This is a genomic window from Caldifermentibacillus hisashii (assembly GCF_039654145.1).
Classification (GTDB): Bacteria; Bacillota; Bacilli; order Bacillales; family Caldibacillaceae; genus Caldifermentibacillus; species Caldifermentibacillus hisashii.
In genome coordinates this window covers 2,225,629-2,243,943 of record NZ_CP155467.1, presented here as the reverse complement: position 1 = coordinate 2,243,943, position 18,315 = coordinate 2,225,629, and the positions used below count along the sequence as shown (strand labels likewise).

Sequence of the window (18,315 nt, the reverse complement as noted above, 5' to 3'; positions counted from 1 at the left end):
ATCAGTAAAGGAAAGCAACTATTCATGAAACCAAGATTCAATTTTTTTAAGATCATTTGTTTTTTCTAAAGCTATTTGTAATTTGATTCTTGCTTTTTGACCGTTCAATCCGTTTGAAAATATGATTCCCAATTGTTTTAATTGGACGCCACCGCCTTCATAAGCATAAATATCCTCGACAATACCGTTGAAACAGCGGGAGACCAGGACAATTGGAATTTTTTTATCCAATAATGCTTTAACCCCCGGCAAACACATCGGCGGTAAATTGCCTTGTCCGAGTGCTTCGATAACCAAACCGTCAATACTCATTTGACTTAGATAGTAAAAAAGTGATGCATCCATGCCGGCGTATGCTTTGACAAGTTCAACTCGCTTTGTCAGCTCTTTAATTGACAGCTTTGATTCCAATTTTGGCTGGTAATGGAAAACAATTTCTTTTTTTGTAACAATGCCTATCGGTCCATATTGCGGACTTTGGAAAGTTGATAAATTACTCGTGTGTGTTTTTGTGACATTTTTTGCGGTATGGATTTCATCATTTAATACGACAAGAACACCTTTACTTTTTGCTTGATCGTGAACCGCCGTGCGAATCGATGTTAAAAAGTTATAAAATCCGTCCGTACCAATTTCATTGCTTGACCGCATTGCACCGGTAATAATGATCGGAACATCGGTTTCAATGGTCAAATTTAAGAAGTATGCTGTCTCTTCCAAAGTATCTGTTCCGTGGGTAATGACAAATCCGTCAACACCACCTTTTTCAAGATAACGATCGATGATTTTCTTTATTTGTAACATCTCTTTTGGTGTAATATGTGGTGATGGAAGATTGAATGGAGTTTCGAAAATGATATCGGCCATTTTTTCCATTTCATCAGCTTTATCTAATAATGGATTGGATAAATGTGGCTTAACAGATTTTGAATTCGCATCTTCATACATTGATATCGTTCCACCAGTAAGAATAACAACTATTTTCTTCATAAAATCCTCCAAGTGAACAGTCTTTTACATATTTTCAATTTTTTTTATTCATGATACGATGGTAAAAAAGAATTGAAATGAGGCGGGTCATGTTTACAATCATTTCAGCCGGTATTGCACCGGGTTTTGCCCTTCTATCCTATTTTTACTTAAAAGATGAATACGAGAAGGAACCTCTAAAAGAAGTATTTCGCATATTTTTACTCGGCATGATTATGGTATTCCCTATTATGTTTATACAATATGTACTGGAAAAAGAGCAAGTGTTGCCGCTCGATTCCGTAAAAGCATTTACCACCGGTTTTTTAGAAGAGTTTTTTAAATGGTTTATCATTTATTTTACTATCTATAAATCTATGGAATTTGATGAGCATTATGACGGGATTGTTTATGGGGTGTCCATTTCACTGGGATTTGCTACAGCTGAAAATATATTATATTTGTTAGGAAATGGCATCAAATATGCGATAGGCAGAGCTATTTTACCGGTATCCAGTCATGCATTATTTGGCGTAATCATGGGATATTATATTGGAAAAGCAAAGTTTATGAAACGGGACGAACATCATCCATGGATGTTCTATTCATTAGTTTTTCCAATTTTATTGCACAGTTTATACGACTATATTTTGTTAAAAGAAAAGGTTTGGTTAATGATCATTATTCCGTTTATGGTGTTTCTTTGGTGGCTGGCATTGAGAAAAGTAAAAAAAGCGAAACATAATCAACTCCATTACAGGAAAGTGACGGACATTTTTTACCGTGATTCGGGCGGTTAAAAAGTAACCGAAAAAAAGCCCTTTTACGAGCTGAGAAAAAAACTGGTCTGACTTTATCAAGTACAGACCAGTTTTGTACTTTTTACGATAATGATTGCAATTCACTTTCCAATTGCTTAATTACTTGGTTTATTTGAGTCATTTCATCCGTCAGCCGTTTTTTCATTTCTTCATTATCAAGGTTTTTCGAGAATTCATCCAGTTTTTCATCAAGTAATCTTTTGTTTTCATCAATTTTACTCTTCAATTCCAGTTTTCTTCTTTCATTGTCCATATTATTTTTCATAGATTGAAGTTGTTTAATTTTATCTTCATAATGGGCAATTTGTTTATCAATTTGTTCTTCAGATAGGAAAGATCTTTCATTAAAATCATTTAACAATGGGATTGAAAAGTTGAACAATGGACTTGTTTCTGCGAAAAACTTTTGCATCTCACTTGAAAACTTTTGAAATTCATTTTCAATATCTGTTTTCAATTGATTAGCAGTGGTTAATTCTTCCCATGTCTGATCAAATAACGTTTGATCTTTATTTTTTACTGCTTCTTCTAATTTCATCCTGTACTTATTAAATGTTTTGTCATCCATAGCATTGGTGGTAAACCGATAGATTGCCCCGTTTGGCGCCTTCATTTCCAATTCTTTTTGACCTTCCATCATTGATTTCCAAAAATCTTTATTAAAAAACGGGAACATCAGGAAAACCTCCTTAGTTTGACTATATTTGACCTTTCCTACTTTTGTTATACCTCATTGCTGGAAGATTTTCAACTAATTTACATTAGGGAAATTTCCAAGTATGAGAAGTTTTTCCTCGTTAGATTTATTCTATCCAAAACTTTGATTTTTATATGTAATAAGTCTTGTAATGTACTCCTAAGTATTCTTTTGCATAAAAAACCAATTCTTACAAAAAATAGTGATACTTGATTATTACATCATGGAGGGACAACAATATGATTACACGAAAGAAATGGATGAAACTAACAATTATTATGTTTATATGCACGTTTTTATTAGTTTCGGGTGTACATGATCGCGATGCTAAAGCATTCTCCAATCAAGTCATACAAATTGGAGCGGTTGGAGACGATGTTATTGAATTACAATCACGTTTACAATATTTAGGATTTTATACAGGGAAAATTGATGGCGTTTTCGGATGGAGAACATATTGGGCTTTACGAAATTTTCAATATGAGTTTGGCTTAAAAATTGATGGATTAGCAGGAGCGACAACAAAGCAAAAACTTGCCCGGGCAAGCCAATATAATGAAAAATATGTGAAGGACCAGATAAATAAGGGGAATAAATTCACGCATTATGGTGGTGTTGATTTAAACAAACAAAAAACAGAAGGAAAGGACGGAGCTGCCGGAAAAACAAATCAAAAACCTACAAATAGGGCACCCCAAGGAAACAATCAAAATCAAAAACCGGCAGGAAACAATCAAAATCGAAATACGGCAAATAATAATCAACAAGCGCGCGGTAATAATCAAGGTGGTGGAACAGCCAATCAACAACCCGCCACACCTGCCCCACCTGCTAAACCAACTGCAACAAATGTTCCAAATGGATTTTCGCAAAATGATATCAAGTTAATGGCAAATGCCGTTCACGGTGAGTCACGTGGCGAACCGTACATCGGACAAGTTGCAGTTGCGGCAGTCATTTTAAACCGGTTAGAAAGCCCTTCATTCCCGCATACGATTGCAGGGGTCATTTTTGAACCCGGTGCATTCACTGCAGTTGCAGATGGTCAAATATGGTTAACACCGAATGAAACTTCGAAAAAAGCAGTTCTTGATGCGATTAACGGTTGGGATCCTACCGGTGGTGCAATTTATTACTTTAACCCAAATACAGCTACAAACAAATGGATTTGGTCAAGGCCACAAATTAAACAAATTGGAAAACATATATTCTGTAAATAAGGGGTGAAGACATGATAAGAAATATATTGATCGGCGTTTTGACAGTCGGCATAGTCGGAGTCGGTATTTGGGGTTATCAAGAACATAAAGAAAAGAACGCAATTTTAATCAATGCGGAAAATAACTATCAACGGGCCTTCCATGAACTGACCTATAATATTGATATTTTACATGATAAAATCGGAACAACGTTAGCAATGAGTTCCAGAACAAGTCTTTCCCCGACGCTTGCAGAGGTATGGAGAATTACTTCGGAAGCCAATAATTCCGTGGGTCAATTGCCCTTAACACTGCTTCCTTTTAATAAAACAGAAGAATTTCTGTCGAATATTGGCGACTTTAGTTATAAAACCGCTGTCCGTGATTTAGAAAAAGAACCCTTGACAGATGAAGAATATAAAACATTGCAATCATTATATTCTCAGGCGGCTGAAATTCAAAATGAACTACGGAAAGTCCAACATCTTACATTGAAAAACAATTTGCGGTGGATGGATGTAGAAATGGCGATTGCATCCGGAAGGGAAGCTGCTGACAATACCATTATTGATGGCTTTAAAACTGTCGAAAAAAAAGTGGAAGGGTATTCCGAAACAGACATGGGGCCGATTATGACGAGTATGGAAAAAAAGGAATCGGGTTATCGCAATTTGCCTGGTAAAAAAATAACAAAGAATGAAGCTGTAAATATCGCAAAAAAATATACAAAAGTTTCCCAAAACGCAAAAACAAAAGTGGTTGAAAACGGAAAAGGGTCCGACTTTGGTTTTTATAGTGTTTCCATCCAAGATAAAAATGGCGAAACCAATATGGATATTACAAAAAAAGGTGGATACCCGATTTGGCTGATCAATAGTCGAGATGTAAAAGAACAAAAAATCAGCTTAAATGATGCCTCCATAAAAGCCAATCAATTTTTGACTGAACGGGGATTTAAAGATTTAGAGCTGTTTGAAAGTACTCAGTATGATCATATTGGTTTATTCAATTTTGTTACGAAAAAGAATAATGTCCGTATTTATCCGGAATCCATTATGGTGAAAGTAGCATTAGATGATGGAAGTATCATCGGTTTTTCCGCAGAACAATATTTAGGTACAAATAATAAACACAAGGAAATTCCAAGTGCGAAAATTTCAGAGGAAGAAGCACGCAAAGCCATTAACAAAAATGTCAATGTAATGGAAACCCGTTTAGCTATCATTAATAATGAAGTGAATGATGAAGTGCTTTGCTATGAGTTTCTTGGAACATTAGATAATGATACGTACCGGATTTATGTAAATGCACAGGATGGTTCTGAAGAATATGTGGAAAAATTACAAAATGCTGAACCAATTTATGAAGATGTTGCCAATGGCAAAGCATGAATAATGTCAACTTCACTCAGTGGGAAGTTTACCCACTGAGTGTTTACTGAACAAATCGGACGCATGGGGCGGGTCCCTCTCCCACTTTTCTTTTGATCATTGACTTGCCGTTAAGTTGGGATAAATTTGTCTGAAAATCTTAAAGGAAATTGCTGTTTTCCCTTTTACGTGTCATAATGATGATAGAGAAGATTAAATCTGGGGAGGGAGATCTTATTGTTTAAACTCGGAACGGTTCTAACCATTGAAAAGGTAAATGATGATCAATTCCAACGTTTTAAAAGTAAATTTATGGATTTTGATGAAGATACCATTTTTATTGACTATCCCGTTGAACTTAATTCAAAGCGGTTATTATATGTTATGAATGATGAACAACTAAAGGTTTCCTTTGTAGAAGAAGAGTCTGAGCAAGCATATCAATTTAACACCATGGTTATTGGTAAGCAAAAGAAAGCGATTCCATTACTAGTATTATCTAGACCGAAACAGGAGGATATTGTGCGTATTCAGCGGCGGGAATTTGTTCGAATAAATTATGCAATTGATGTTGCTGTTCATCCTTTATATAACGAGTTTGCTCCTTTTAATACAATCACAAATGATATAAGTGCTGGGGGAGCATCAATTTTTGTTCCCAAAAATATACCAATAAGTCAACATCAAGAAATTCTTTGTTGGTTTGTTTTACCGAGAAGATCAGGAGAATACCATTATTTAAAATTCACATGTGAGGTTATTCGAATCATAGACTATAATGAAACTAGGAAGATTTTTTCCTTAAAGTTTTTGAATAATAGCCAAAAGCAAGAACAAATATTACTTCAATTTTGTTATGAAGCTCAAGTAGCTTTAAGGAAAAAAGAATTAAATGAGTAGTATATTTTGCCTTTATTTCATCCATAATAGTGACAAATTATGGATGGTGAAGAGAAATGAGGCAAGTAGAAAGAGTCATTATGAAACTGGTAATCATTCACGCGATCTTCCTAATACTTTGTCAATTACTTTTTCATCACTTTAATGCATTTCCCGAATTAAAAGAATTGACACAGTATGAAGGGGTAACGAAAGAAAATTTTTCAAAAGTGTTAGAAACCTTTCATTCCCCCTAAGGGCAGGTATATACCTGCTTTTTCTTTTTGCATTAAGAAAATTTTAATTTCAAAAAGGATGTAAATTTAAATGCAGCAGGAAGTTTTTAGGTGCTATTATGGAAAAAATCATCAGCTGGTCTGCTTTTGATTAATTATTTATGATAAAATAAAGTGAAATAATTAAGTTTTATGTTGTAAATAATTTTTATATGGATTGAAAGAGGTTTTTATTCTATGGAAAAAAAGATTTCGATTGCAATTGATGGTCCCGCAGCGGCCGGAAAAAGTACAGTTGCCAAAATTGTTGCCCAAAAACTTTCATACATTTATATCGATACGGGGGCTATGTATCGGGCAATAACATGGAAAGCGATAAATCGGAAAATAAATTTAGAAAACGAACAGGACCTGTATCAGTTATTAAAAATGACAAATATAGAATTAAAACAAGATGGTAAAAACCAACGAGTATTTGTTGATGGTAAGGATGTCACCGTGGAAATTAGACTACCGGAAATAACTAATCATGTATCCATTGTTTCAAAACATAAATTGGTTAGGGAAGAAATGGTAGCCAGACAACAACAATTGGCAAAAAATGGTGGAATTGTCATGGATGGCAGGGATATTGGGACATATGTACTTCCAAATGCTGAAGTGAAAATTTTCTTAAAAGCGAGTGTAGAAGAACGGGCGAAAAGGCGCCACCAAGAAAACATGCGAAAAGGAATTCCTTCCGACTTTGAACAATTGAAGAACGATATTGCCAATAGAGATCGCTTGGACTCTGAACGAGAATTTGCCCCTTTGAAGAAAGCGAGAGATGCGATTGAAATTGATACAACGTCATTGTCGATTGAACAAGTTGTTGAAAATATAATGGCACTTGTTTTTGAAAGGATGGAATAATATGTTTTTCTACAAATTTGCACGTATTATTGTAAAAATCATTCTTACCCCATTATTCCGGATCGAAACAATTGGATTGGAAAACATCCCGAAAGAAGGGGGAATCGTTTTATGTTCGAACCATATTAACAATCTCGATCCCCCGGTTGTCGGAATTACCATGAAAAGACCGGTTATTTTCATGGCAAAAGAAGAGCTGTTCAATATTCCGGTATTAAATAAAATTATCCGACTTTGTCATGCTTTTCCCGTTAAGCGGGGTAAAGCCGATCGGGAAGCACTTCGGAAAGGTTTGGAAACATTAAGGGAAGGAAAGGTGTTGGGGGTTTTTCCTGAAGGGACCAGAAGTAAAACAGGTGAACTTGGAAAAGGAATGTCCGGGGTTGGTTTTTTTGCATTGAAATCGGATGCTTACGTAATACCTTGTGCTATTATCGGAACTTATAAACCTTTTCGAAAAACAAAAATAGTTTATGGAAAGCCGATTCCTTTTGATGAATTACGAAATAAAAAAACTTCAGCTGAAGAAGCAACGGAATTAATTATGACTCATATTAAAGAAATTTTGTTACAATATAAATAATGTGTTGACAAATAGGAATTTTTATTAGAAGTTAAGTAAAGGTAATTATTTTCCTTTATAATAAACATTGGTGTCAAGTTAAGGAGGAGTACATATGACTGAAAATACAAACGAAACGATGAATGAGATAGAGGTTCAAAGTTTTTCAGTGGGAGATTATGTTACCGGTCAGGTGACGAAAGTGGAAGACAAGCAAGTAATCGTCAATATTCCTAACAGTAAATTGGATGGAATTATTCCGATTAGCGAATTGAGTGCCCTTCATATAGAAAAGGCTGAAGACGCCGCTCAACTGGGCGATGAATTAACTTTAGTCGTTACAAAAGTGGAAGATGAAGCACTTATATTATCAAAACGGCGCGTCGATGCTGAAAAAGCGTGGGAAAGTTTAAGTGAAAAAAGTGCAAATGGCGAATATATTGAAGCAACAGTAAGTGATGTCGTAAAAGGTGGTCTTGTTATTGATGTCGGTGTCCGTGGATTTGTCCCGGCTTCACTCGTTGATGATCACTTTGTAGAAGACCTTTCAATTTATAAAGGGCAAACAATGACATTTAAAATCGTTGAATTGGATAAAGAAAAAAATCGGTTAATCTTATCTCATCGTGATGTTGTCAAGGAACAAAATGAACAGAAAAAGCAAGAAGTATTGGCAAATTTGAAAGAGGGAGAGGTGATCGAAGGTACGGTCGAACGAGTTACCGACTTTGGTGCATTCGTTAATATCGGTGGTATCGACGGTTTAGTTCATATTTCCCAGCTTTCTCATCAACATGTAAATCATCCTTCAGAGGTTGTTCATGTAGGTGACCAAGTGAAAGTGAAAATCCTTGCTGTTGATCCAGAGAAAGAACGAGTATCCCTATCAATTAAAGATACATTACCGGGTCCATGGGAAGGAGTAAGTGAAAAACTTCCTGTTGGTTCTGTTGTAGAAGGAACGGTAAAACGGCTTGTTTCCTTTGGTGCCTTTGTTGAAGTACTGCCTGGCGTAGAAGGTCTTGTCCATATTTCACAAATTTCACAAAAACATATAGGAACACCGCATGAAGTGTTGAAGGAAGGGCAAACAGTAACTGTAAAAGTTTTGAGTGTCAATGAAGCTGAAAATCGTCTTTCCCTTTCGATGAAGGAGTTAGAAAAACCGGAAGTAAAAGAAGATGTGGAACTCCCACAAGAAGAAAGAGGTTTCCAATTAGGTGATATGATCGGTGACCAATTGAAAAAATTAAAACTGTGAGTTAAATAAAGAAAACTCGGCATTCCTCTCGCCGAGTTTTCTTTATGTCTTGGTAAAAGAAACGAGCCTGGCCGCCAAAATCATGCCCTCACCATCTTACTACGAAATAGCCTAACTTCTCTTCTTGCTCATCGTTTATATTTGTAAGACTCTCAAGGATAATTTTGCCCTTTTTTAGCTAATAGGAAAGTATAAATTTTCCAATTTCTACTTTCCTAACGCATAAGTGCAACTACGGCTCTGCTCTCGCCAAAAGCTCGGCAATCGCCGAGTTTTCTTTAGTGAATTCAAAGTATCGTTATGTTTTAAAATACATAATTTTGCTCATAATGGAAAAGATAGGAGGGAGTATATGACAGGTTTTGTTTTCTTCGGACTTGCTTGGGCGGGATGGATTTATTCTACATTTATTATGGAAAAAACAAATCCCTATCGATTTCCAATAGCTGCATACCTTCTTGTAACAATCATTTTGTCTGTTTTTAAGATTCGGTTTCTCGGACTTGATATATCGTTAGCAACTTTATTTTTATTATTCATATCTTTTTTAACATTTATAAAATTACCCTTTTGGAAACTTCTATATTGTACCATCGGGATTTTTATTGTATCGAGTGCAACAGCTGTTTTTTACCTCATATCTTTATATGATCCGGTGTGGATATTTATTGATCAGCAGATATTGCTTAGTTTTCTTGGCGCTTGTTTAGCTGTTTTACTTTTTAAAGAATATAAGGCAAGAATTTTTTCAACTATTATTGGACTTATTCAAGGAGATATCCTTTATGCGATCATTTTAAAAAAATTCTCCATTGATTTTCCGATTGGCAGTTTCGCTTTTCTGGATGGTTTGACCTTGACTTGTGTTTTTATAACGATCTGGTCCGGTTTTGAATATTTACAAACGACTTTTGAACATAAAAACTTTCAGCAAAAGAAGGAGAAACAATTGTAATATGAGTGAATACGTATATCCGGTATTATTTGGAATGGCATGCGGTCTGTTTGATCGTATATTAATGTTACGAACGGATTATCGGCAATATCCTACTTATTTACACGGGAAAATTATCCATGTAGCACTAGGATTTATTGCCTCAGCTTTAGGAGCAGTAGCAGTCCCGGCTTTAATGGAAGAAAATATTACCGCGATTACGTTTTTGACGGTTGCTGCTTCTCAATTTCGGGAAGTTCGCAATATGGAAAGAAATACGTTAGCACAGCTTGATTCTTATGAATTAGTTTCCCGTGGCAGCACATATATCGAGGGAATCGCAGTTGCTTTTGAAAGCCGCAATTATTTAGTTATCTTTACGGCAATGATTACAACATTGGTTTATATCGAGTTTAATATTGTTGTTGGACTAATTGCTGCCTTGATTTGCATACTTATTTCAAAAAAATTGATGGGTGGCGGGAAACTGAAAGATATTGTTGATATTGAATTTGTCAAACCGCATTTTGTTAATGAGGGACTTTATATCGATAATATTTATATTATGAATATCGGCCTTCCCCAAAGGCAGGAAGAAATATTAAAATACGGCATGGGATTTATCTTGAAGCCGAAAAACTTCGATGCTCGTTCGACGATAGCCAATTTAGGGCAACGACAAGCCATTTTACATGATGTCGCAGTCGCTTTAGGCGTTTATCGAGATTCGGGAACACCGGCTCTTGTGCCGCTTGCAAAACGGGATTTGGAAGACGGACGGGTTGCCGTTTTTGTTTTACCACAAAATCGCGATATTCAAAGGGCCCTTGAAATTATCGGCAATACACCAACTTTGGAAAATGCAATAAGAATGCCGACAGAAAGAAATACGAAAGAGGAATGAATTTGGTTATGTCTATTGAAAAAATGATCCTTGCAATAATTACGACGAATCCAAAGAAAGCTCCGAGTGGAATTGCTGTATTCCATTGTGATAACCAAGAGGAAATGTATAAAATATGCTCTGTTTTAGAACCGATTTTAGATGGAATTGCCCATAAAATAACTGATGAAATCATGATTATCGTAAAACATTAATCCAATTTGGCAAATGAGTTATAATTTGGTAAAATATATTGGGACATTTTCTTCGGATAATTTGTAAATGGAAGACGGATGGATTAAACCCTTCTTTATGGCTAGAAGGGTTTATTTTCTATCATTTATATAAATAGATGGATAGCAAGCGATGATTCGCTTCAATCAGATATTAGCCTAGGGGATAATTAATTGAAAATCCTTGAAACTTGCCATTCCATTAAAATAGCCATGAAAGAATCTTAAGAAGTGATGAAGAGGTGAAGAATATGTCAATGCCAGTAGTAGCTATAGTTGGCAGGCCAAATGTCGGTAAATCAACAATATTTAACAGAATCGTCGGGGAACGTATTTCAATTGAGGAAGATGTCCCCGGTGTGACAAGAGACCGTATTTACGGAAAAGGAGAATGGTTAAATGTTGAATTTAATATTATCGACACCGGTGGAATTGATATCGGAGACGAACCGTTCCTCGAACAAATCCGCTGGCAGGCACAAATTGCCATTGATGAAGCAGATGTGATCATTATGATAACAAGCGGTAGAGACGGTGTGACGGCGACTGATGAAGAGGTGGCGAAAATATTATACCGTTCAAAGAAACCGGTTGTTTTAGCGGTCAATAAAGTGGATAATCCGGAAATGCGTGATCAAATTTATGATTTCTACTCATTAGGATTCGGGGACCCGTTTCCGATTTCCGGAAGTCATGGTCTTGGCCTTGGTGATTTACTCGATGAAGTTGTGAAACATTTTCCAAATAAAGCTGCTGCCGATTACGACGAGGATGTTATTAAATTTTCATTAATTGGCCGCCCGAATGTCGGTAAATCTTCTTTAGTCAATGCAATATTGGGTGAAGAACGGGTAATTGTCAGTGATATTGCCGGGACAACAAGAGATGCGGTCGATTCGCCTTATACATATGAAGGGCAAAACTATGTCATAATGGATACGGCAGGAATTCGTAAAAAAGGGAAAGTTTATGAGAGTACGGAAAAATATTCGGTCCTCCGTGCGTTAAGAGCAATTGAACGTTCTGATGTGGTTCTTGTTGTTATCGATGCTGAAGAAGGAATTATTGAACAAGATAAACGGATTGCGGGGTTACCTCACGAGGCCGGACGCGGAGTCATCATCGTCGTTAATAAATGGGATGCCATTGAAAAAGATGAAAAAACAATGAATGAATTTGAAAAGAAAATACGTAATCAATTTTTATTTCTTGATTATGCACCGATCGTTTTTGTTTCCGCAAAAACAAAAAAGAGGTTACATACATTGATCCCGATGATTAAACTCGTCAGTGAAAATCATTCACTGAGAGTACAAACGAATGTGTTAAACGATGTGATTATGGATGCGGTTGCCATGAATCCGACACCAACGGACAAAGGGAAACGGCTGAAAATCTATTATATAACCCAAGTATCCGTAAAGCCTCCAACTTTTGTTTTGTTTGTAAATGACCCGGAATTACTGCATTTTTCCTATGAACGTTTTTTAGAAAATCGGATCCGGGACGCTTTCGGATTTTTAGGAACCCCGATTAGAATCATTCCGCGAGCTAGAAAATAAAGGAGTGGAGAAAATGACGAATAAAACGTTAACCGTATTAGGTGCCGGAAGCTGGGGAACTGCACTTTCCCTTGTTCTTGCCGACAACGGGCATGATGTACGGTTATGGAGTTATCATAAGGAACAAGCAGAAAAAATCAATCAAACGAAAATGAATGAAAATTATTTACCGGATATTTTACTGCCGGAAACGATAATTGCTTATCATGATTTAGAGGAAGCAATTAAAAACTGTGAAATCATTATTGTCGCAGTCCCTACAAAAGCTGTCCGGGAAGTGATGAAAAAATTATTAAATTATATAAAGAATCCGGTTACGATCGTTCATGTATGTAAAGGAATTGAACCCGGTTCTTTAAAGCGCGTTTCCGAAATAATTAAAGAGGAAGTTCCTGAATATCTATTGAAAGATATTGTCGTTCTGTCCGGGCCTTCCCATGCTGAGGAAGTAAGTCTGCGCCACCCGACAACGGTTGCAGTTGCTTCGGAAAATCTTGCAGTAGCTGAAATGGTTCAAGAATTATTTATGAATACGAATTTCCGGGTCTATACAAATCCGGATGTAATCGGTGTTGAAATCGGCGGGGCATTGAAAAATATTATTGCCCTTGCAGCAGGTATTTCAGATGGACTCGGTTATGGGGATAATGCCAAAGCCGCATTAATGACAAGAGGACTTGCCGAAATTGCCCGTCTTGGGACAAAGATGGGGGCGAATCCGCTCACTTTTTCCGGATTGACAGGAATTGGTGATTTAATTGTAACATGTACGAGTGTGCATTCGAGAAACTGGCGAGCCGGAAACGCATTAGGTAAAGGAGAAAGTTTGCAGGAGATTTTACATAACATGGGACAAACGGTTGAAGGAGTTCGCACAACAAAAGCAGCCTATCAATTGGCAGAAAAATATCAAGTCAATATGCCAATTTCAATCATATTATATAAAGTGCTGTTTGAAAATTTAAATCCGAAAGCAGCTGTTGATGAATTAATGACAAGAAAAAAGACACATGAGATGGAGGATTTAGTCAACATTTTACAAAATGAATGATCTTCACGATTACGAAGATGGAATATTTCAATGAAAATGGGCCTTCGAAGATACAGAATATTTTATTTGTGCATAGAATATGGTGTGTTTTAACGAGGGTTGGGTATTAATTGTCTGATAAGCTGAAAGAAGTGTACGCCTCCGCTTCATTCAGCTTTTTCTTTTTGTTCGTTAACAACAGAGATGCATGTACATATTTCAATACAGTTTATTAAAATTATGATAGAATGGATGACGAAAAACACTTTATAATTATTGAAATACTCAAAAAGGGGTGAACAGGTTGTCTTTAGCCTTAACAAAAATGTGGATATCATTTGCGGCTATGGGTTTTATGTTTCTTTCCATCGTTCTCATTTATTTAAGCCGCTATAAATTGAAAATGAGACTTTTACGAATACTGACGGCCTTTGTTGCATACGGATTGATGATTTACTCCGGTATCATTATCTTTATTATCGTTTTTTCCGGTCCAACGATTGAATGAAATTTTTCAAGTATTCCTATTTTAACTGTCGTTAACTGAATAAAACAATAACCATTTGGACATGCGGGGATGTGAAATAACAGGGTGAAAAAAGCAATATTCCTTTTTACGATTATGAGCATTTGTTTTATACTCAGCGGGTGTTTATATCCGGAAGACGATCAGGCAAAACGTTTACCGAATGAAGTGGAAGTTGAAGCTGTTCAAAAAGCGGTAGATAACTATTATCAAGATAATGACGGAATTTTACCGATAAAAAATAAAGATGACGAAACAGACATGTTTATGAAATATTTGGTTGATTTCAAACGGATTGTCCCGCAATATTTATCGGAAATCCCGAAAAATGCTTATGAAAATGGTGGCGTGTTCCAGTACGTTATTATGAATCCGGAAACGAACCCGACCGTCAAAATTTTTGATTTACGAATTGCTGAGAAAATTAGAGAGGTAAATTACCGTTTAGTATCTAAAGAATATCCTCCGTTTAAAGAAGTAATCGGTAAAAACGCATTTTCTTTAGACTATAAGAAATTAGGATTTGAAGAAGATCCAATGATAGAAAGTCCCTATACCGGAAAGAACTTGCCTTTGATTATGTCCGGTGAGGGTGAGCTTTATGTCGATTATACAAATGACCTTTACCAACTATGGGAAACAGGTAAACTTTCAAAAGTAAAACCGGGTGAAGATATTCGAATAATGTTGGCGGAGCAATCTATTTTTGTACCGGCCTATTCTCTTCCGTATACAATTGATGAACAAGGGAAACCGGTTTTTATGGAGAAAAAGGAATGAAGTGATTTACGTTGTGCTGACTCCTATATGCATTTATCAAAAAATTTTTCGCTATCCTTGGAATTTACTTCATTGTTGAAAAGTTAATCTTTCAAAAAGTATAAAAAACAGGAATAACCCCTCTTTTTTACAATATATTGTAGGAGAGGGGTTATATATTTTTTGCAGGCAGGGAGGGTAAAAAATATAAAACAAATAAAATAATAGTCATAAGTTAAGTGGACAACAACATAAATATATAATGTCCATAGGAGTAAAAACCGGATTAAATATCCCAGCAATCGAGGAACGGGAGGGGATTTTTTGGAAAAGTTCGATATTTTTAAAGACATTGCCGAACGTACTGGCGGTGATATTTATATTGGTGTTGTCGGTGCCGTTCGAACAGGAAAATCCACATTTATAAAAAAATTTATGGAACTCGTCGTTTTACCAAATATTGAACATGAGGCAGAGCGGGCACGGGCCCAAGATGAGCTCCCTCAAAGTGCAGCTGGTAAAACAATTATGACAACTGAACCGAAATTTGTACCGAATCAAGCGGTGACTGTTCATGTGGATGAGGGATTGGATGTAAATGTTCGCCTCGTTGATTGTGTCGGTTATACCGTACCGGGAGCAAAAGGGTATGAAGATGAAAACGGCCCGAGAATGATCAACACACCATGGTATGAAGAACCGATTCCATTTCATGAGGCGGCGGAAATTGGTACCCGTAAAGTTATTCAAGAGCATTCAACAATCGGCGTTGTTATAACGACAGACGGAACAATCGGAGAAATTCCACGGGATAATTATGTTGAAGCAGAAGAACGGGTCGTTACAGAATTGAAAGAGGTTGGAAAGCCCTTCATTATTATCATCAACTCGACAAAGCCTCATTTCCCTGAAACGGAACAATTAAGACTGGAGCTTCAAGAAAAATATGATATCCCTGTGCTTGCCATGAGTGTGGAAAATATGCGGGAAGCAGATGTTCATAATGTTTTAAAAGAAACATTATTCGAGTTTCCTGTTCTTGAAGTCAATGTCAACTTGCCGAGTTGGGTAATGGTATTAAAAGAAGGTCATTGGTTAAGAACAAGTTATCAAGAGGCAGTAAAAGAAACGGTGAAAGATATTAAGAGATTAAGAGATGTGGACCGTGTCGTTCAATCATTTACTGAATTTGACTTTATTGAGCGGGCGGGACTTGCCGGAATTGAAATGGGGCAAGGGATTGCGGAAATTGATTTACATGCACCTGATGAACTGTATGATCAAGTGTTGAAAGAAATTGTCGGCGTTGAAATTCGCGGGAAAGACCATCTTCTTGAATTAATGCAAGATTTTGCTCATGCGAAAAAGGAATATGATCAAATTGCCGATGCGTTGAAAATGGTGAAACAAACCGGATATGGGATCGCTGCACCATCCATTGAGGATATGAGTTTGGATGAACCGGAAATTATTCGCCAAGGCTCCAGATTCGGTGTCCGTTTAAAAGCCGTGGCACCAAGCATTCATATGATAAAAGTCGATGTAGAGAGTGAATTTGCTCCGATTATTGGGACGGAAAAGCAAAGTGAAGAGCTTGTCCGTTACTTAATGCAAGATTTTGAGGATGATCCTTTATCAATCTGGAATTCAGATATTTTTGGTAGAAATTTGAATTCGATTGTCCGAGAAGGAATTCAAGCAAAACTTGCATTAATGCCGGAAAATGCCCGGTATAAATTAAAAGAAACATTGGAACGAATCATCAATGAAGGATCAGGCGGATTGATTGCTATTATTTTATAGTTTCGATAGACTCCAGAGAGAATGGGGTCTTTTTTCATGGTATATGAATGAAAATAAAAAATACGGGTGACTAGTCTATAGGCAAGTTTATTGTCTAGTTCCGCACGCCCAACGTTAATTTCTGTAAACGAATGTAAACGAAAATGTATTTTATGTTTAAAATGACAAAAAAGTGGAAAAAGTGAATATAGACCGTCTGAATGATGGAACTTTATTCGTGTTACTTTACGGGCAAAAGGATATAAATAACCACCTGTACATGATATAAAATGAACCTTAGACAAGAAAATTGATTAAAACTAGAAAAATTTGGATTGTTTTCTGATTAAACCTTGCTATGATAGAAATGTTGTGATAATCTTTTAACAGAATTGTTCTTGTTTCACTTTCCAATTATGGAAAAAAGAACAAGTATAATTTTGAAAATGAGTTGCAATCCATATATTGCACCACTTTATTGGGAGGAGGTGAATGGCATGAACAAAACTGAATTAGTAAGCGCAGTTGCTGAAGCTGCTGAACTTTCTAAAAAAGATGCGGCGAAAGCAGTTGATGCTGTTTTTGACTCAATTCTAAATGCTTTAAAAGAAGGCGATAAAGTCCAACTAATCGGATTTGGTAATTTCGAGGTTCGTGAACGTTCTGCTCGTAAAGGTCGGAACCCGCAAACCGGTGAAGAAATTGAAATCGCAGCAAGTAAAGTTCCTGCATTCAAACCTGGGAAAGCTCTTAAAGAAGCAGTCAAATAATTACATAAAATTGTAATTTAAATGGATCTGTATGTGGTTACATATACAGGTCCTTTCGTTTTTCCACGGAATTTTTCCCACCTTAACGGCGAGTCAAGACCTCCATCTCAAGATTTTCGAATTTACAAAGAAGATAGATAAGGACGGGCTACCCCTAAGTGCCCGATTGGTTCAACTAACAGAGCCCCACTGATGGAAGTTTCACTTTATTAAGCGTTTTTTTACGGTCTTTCTTTTTTGCCCCATATGTTCCAATGTGCTAATATGAAATAGATTAAAATTAAATATTGTTTTGTTTTAATTATAATCTATCAGGAATTTGCAGTTCATATAGGGAGGAACATACGATGAAAGAGATGAATCTGGAACAAATTGAAAAAGGGGTTCGTCTTATCCTTGAGGGAATAGGTGAAGATCCGAATCGTGAAGGCTTACTAGACACGCCAAAACGAGTTGCAAAAATGTATGCAGAGATGTTTCATGGGCTTAATATAGATCCGAGAGAATACTTTAATACAGTTTTTCACGAAGAAACTGAGGAGCTTGTCCTCGTTAAAGATATACCGTTTTATTCAATGTGTGAACATCATCTTGTTCCGTTCTTCGGACATGTACATGTTGCCTATATCCCAAGAAACGGGAAAATTACCGGATTAAGCAAACTGGCAAGAGCTGTTGAAGCGGTTGCCAAAAGGCCGCAACTCCAAGAAAGAATTACTCGCTTAGTTGCTGACAGCATAATGGAAAAACTGGACCCATTGGGGGTTATGGTCGTTGTTGAAGCAGAGCATATGTGCATGACAATGCGCGGGGTAAAAAAACCGGGTTCAAAGACGGTGACAACAGTAGCAAGAGGTTGTTTTGATACAGATGCAGAAAAAAGAAAAGAAGTCTTGTCTTTGATTAAATAACTTTCAAGGGGGCTTTGGT

Annotated in this window: 20 protein-coding genes; 18 read left to right on the top strand and 2 right to left on the bottom strand. The window is 36.5% G+C overall.

Annotation, left to right across the window (positions count from 1 at the left end; genetic code table 11):
- Positions 1-18 precede the first annotated feature (18 nt).
- Positions 19-990, bottom strand: coding sequence for an asparaginase (locus tag NSQ14_RS10660; RefSeq protein WP_034770690.1), 972 nt, complete (start codon positions 988-990; stop codon positions 19-21).
- Between the two features lie 89 nt (positions 991-1,079).
- Between NSQ14_RS10660 and prsW the strand changes: the two genes are divergently transcribed.
- A complete protein-coding gene (prsW, locus tag NSQ14_RS10655) occupies positions 1,080-1,769 on the top strand; it encodes a glutamic-type intramembrane protease PrsW (protein ID WP_034770688.1) in 690 nt (229 codons plus the stop codon).
- Positions 1,770-1,851: 82 nt separating this feature from the next.
- On the opposite strand, the gene NSQ14_RS10650 is transcribed toward prsW, so the two are convergent.
- A complete protein-coding gene (locus NSQ14_RS10650) occupies positions 1,852-2,466 on the bottom strand; it encodes a hypothetical protein (protein WP_095141188.1) in 615 nt (204 codons plus the stop codon).
- 299 nt (positions 2,467-2,765) lie between these two features.
- Here NSQ14_RS10650 and sleB point away from each other — a divergent pair, with 299 nt between their 5' ends.
- From sleB to folE, 17 genes are all read left to right on the top strand, one after another.
- Entirely contained in the window at positions 2,766-3,707 is a 942-nt protein-coding gene (gene sleB, locus NSQ14_RS10645) for a spore cortex-lytic enzyme (RefSeq protein WP_428831593.1), read from the top strand.
- Positions 3,708-3,718: 11 nt separating this feature from the next.
- Positions 3,719-5,077, top strand: a complete 1,359-nt coding sequence (gene ypeB / locus NSQ14_RS10640; protein WP_041846358.1) for a germination protein YpeB — start codon at positions 3,719-3,721, stop codon at positions 5,075-5,077.
- 216 nt (positions 5,078-5,293) lie between these two features.
- Positions 5,294-5,956, top strand: a complete 663-nt coding sequence (locus NSQ14_RS10635) for a flagellar brake protein (protein ID WP_346216317.1) — start codon at positions 5,294-5,296, stop codon at positions 5,954-5,956.
- A 56-nt stretch (positions 5,957-6,012) separates the two neighbouring features.
- Entirely contained in the window at positions 6,013-6,192 is a 180-nt protein-coding gene (locus NSQ14_RS10630; RefSeq protein ID WP_034770679.1) for a YpfB family protein, read from the top strand.
- Between the two features lie 216 nt (positions 6,193-6,408).
- Positions 6,409-7,083 carry a (d)CMP kinase gene (gene cmk, locus NSQ14_RS10625; protein WP_346216316.1) on the top strand — a complete coding sequence of 225 codons (675 nt, stop codon included), beginning with the start codon at positions 6,409-6,411 and terminating at the stop codon, positions 7,081-7,083.
- Position 7,084: 1 nt separating this feature from the next.
- A complete protein-coding gene (locus tag NSQ14_RS10620) occupies positions 7,085-7,666 on the top strand; it encodes a lysophospholipid acyltransferase family protein (RefSeq protein WP_216407375.1) in 582 nt (193 codons plus the stop codon).
- Positions 7,667-7,760: 94 nt separating this feature from the next.
- On the top strand, positions 7,761-8,906 hold the full coding sequence (gene rpsA / locus NSQ14_RS10615) for a 30S ribosomal protein S1 (RefSeq protein WP_041846362.1): 1,146 nt from the start codon (positions 7,761-7,763) through the stop codon (positions 8,904-8,906).
- A gap of 352 nt (positions 8,907-9,258) precedes the next feature.
- Entirely contained in the window at positions 9,259-9,861 is a 603-nt protein-coding gene (locus tag NSQ14_RS10610) for a YphA family membrane protein (protein WP_251245866.1), read from the top strand.
- Between the two features lies 1 nt (position 9,862).
- Positions 9,863-10,744, top strand: a complete 882-nt coding sequence (locus NSQ14_RS10605) for a YIEGIA family protein (protein WP_346216315.1) — start codon at positions 9,863-9,865, stop codon at positions 10,742-10,744.
- Positions 10,741-10,938, top strand: coding sequence for a capping complex subunit for YIEGIA (locus NSQ14_RS10600; RefSeq protein WP_408912574.1), 198 nt, complete (start codon positions 10,741-10,743; stop codon positions 10,936-10,938). The genes NSQ14_RS10605 and NSQ14_RS10600 overlap by 4 nt, the downstream gene beginning before the upstream one ends.
- Before the next feature lie 269 nt (positions 10,939-11,207).
- Positions 11,208-12,518: a ribosome biogenesis GTPase Der gene (gene der, locus NSQ14_RS10595; protein WP_095141182.1), complete on the top strand. Its 1,311-nt coding sequence runs from the start codon at positions 11,208-11,210 to the stop codon at positions 12,516-12,518.
- 13 nt (positions 12,519-12,531) lie between these two features.
- Positions 12,532-13,569 (top strand): NAD(P)H-dependent glycerol-3-phosphate dehydrogenase, encoded by a 1,038-nt coding sequence (locus tag NSQ14_RS10590; protein ID WP_328189004.1) that lies wholly within the window; start codon positions 12,532-12,534, stop codon positions 13,567-13,569.
- Positions 13,570-13,852: 283 nt separating this feature from the next.
- The gene (locus NSQ14_RS10585; RefSeq protein ID WP_034770660.1) at positions 13,853-14,056 is read left to right on the top strand and encodes a DUF2768 domain-containing protein; all 204 of its coding nucleotides are present in this window, start codon (positions 13,853-13,855) and stop codon (positions 14,054-14,056) included.
- Between the two features lie 84 nt (positions 14,057-14,140).
- Positions 14,141-14,854, top strand: a complete 714-nt coding sequence (locus NSQ14_RS10580; RefSeq protein WP_034770657.1) for an LptM family lipoprotein — start codon at positions 14,141-14,143, stop codon at positions 14,852-14,854.
- 303 nt (positions 14,855-15,157) lie between these two features.
- On the top strand, positions 15,158-16,636 hold the full coding sequence (gene spoIVA / locus NSQ14_RS10575) for a stage IV sporulation protein A (RefSeq protein WP_034770654.1): 1,479 nt from the start codon (positions 15,158-15,160) through the stop codon (positions 16,634-16,636).
- Positions 16,637-17,112: 476 nt separating this feature from the next.
- Positions 17,113-17,385, top strand: coding sequence for an HU family DNA-binding protein (locus tag NSQ14_RS10570; protein WP_034770652.1), 273 nt, complete (start codon positions 17,113-17,115; stop codon positions 17,383-17,385).
- A 347-nt stretch (positions 17,386-17,732) separates the two neighbouring features.
- A complete protein-coding gene (gene folE, locus NSQ14_RS10565; protein WP_034770650.1) occupies positions 17,733-18,296 on the top strand; it encodes a GTP cyclohydrolase I FolE in 564 nt (187 codons plus the stop codon).
- Positions 18,297-18,315: the final 19 nt, after the last annotated feature.

Excerpts from the sequence above, each read along its gene's own strand:
- NSQ14_RS10660 (WP_034770690.1), bottom strand. The coding sequence starts at position 990 with ATGAAGAAAATAGTTGTTATTCTTACTGGTGGAACGATATCAATGTAT.
- prsW (WP_034770688.1), top strand. The coding sequence starts at position 1,080 with ATGTTTACAATCATTTCAGCCGGTATTGCACCGGGTTTTGCCCTTCTA.
- NSQ14_RS10650 (WP_095141188.1), bottom strand. The coding sequence starts at position 2,466 with ATGTTCCCGTTTTTTAATAAAGATTTTTGGAAATCAATGATGGAAGGT.
- sleB (WP_428831593.1), top strand. The coding sequence starts at position 2,766 with ATGTTTATATGCACGTTTTTATTAGTTTCGGGTGTACATGATCGCGAT.
- ypeB (WP_041846358.1), top strand. The coding sequence starts at position 3,719 with ATGATAAGAAATATATTGATCGGCGTTTTGACAGTCGGCATAGTCGGA.
- NSQ14_RS10630 (WP_034770679.1), top strand. The coding sequence starts at position 6,013 with ATGAGGCAAGTAGAAAGAGTCATTATGAAACTGGTAATCATTCACGCG.
- cmk (WP_346216316.1), top strand. The coding sequence starts at position 6,409 with ATGGAAAAAAAGATTTCGATTGCAATTGATGGTCCCGCAGCGGCCGGA.
- NSQ14_RS10620 (WP_216407375.1), top strand. The coding sequence starts at position 7,085 with ATGTTTTTCTACAAATTTGCACGTATTATTGTAAAAATCATTCTTACC.
- rpsA (WP_041846362.1), top strand. The coding sequence starts at position 7,761 with ATGACTGAAAATACAAACGAAACGATGAATGAGATAGAGGTTCAAAGT.
- NSQ14_RS10610 (WP_251245866.1), top strand. The coding sequence starts at position 9,259 with ATGACAGGTTTTGTTTTCTTCGGACTTGCTTGGGCGGGATGGATTTAT.
- NSQ14_RS10605 (WP_346216315.1), top strand. The coding sequence starts at position 9,863 with ATGAGTGAATACGTATATCCGGTATTATTTGGAATGGCATGCGGTCTG.
- NSQ14_RS10600 (WP_408912574.1), top strand. The coding sequence starts at position 10,741 with ATGAATTTGGTTATGTCTATTGAAAAAATGATCCTTGCAATAATTACG.
- der (WP_095141182.1), top strand. The coding sequence starts at position 11,208 with ATGTCAATGCCAGTAGTAGCTATAGTTGGCAGGCCAAATGTCGGTAAA.
- NSQ14_RS10590 (WP_328189004.1), top strand. The coding sequence starts at position 12,532 with ATGACGAATAAAACGTTAACCGTATTAGGTGCCGGAAGCTGGGGAACT.
- NSQ14_RS10570 (WP_034770652.1), top strand. The coding sequence starts at position 17,113 with ATGAACAAAACTGAATTAGTAAGCGCAGTTGCTGAAGCTGCTGAACTT.
- folE (WP_034770650.1), top strand. The coding sequence starts at position 17,733 with ATGAAAGAGATGAATCTGGAACAAATTGAAAAAGGGGTTCGTCTTATC.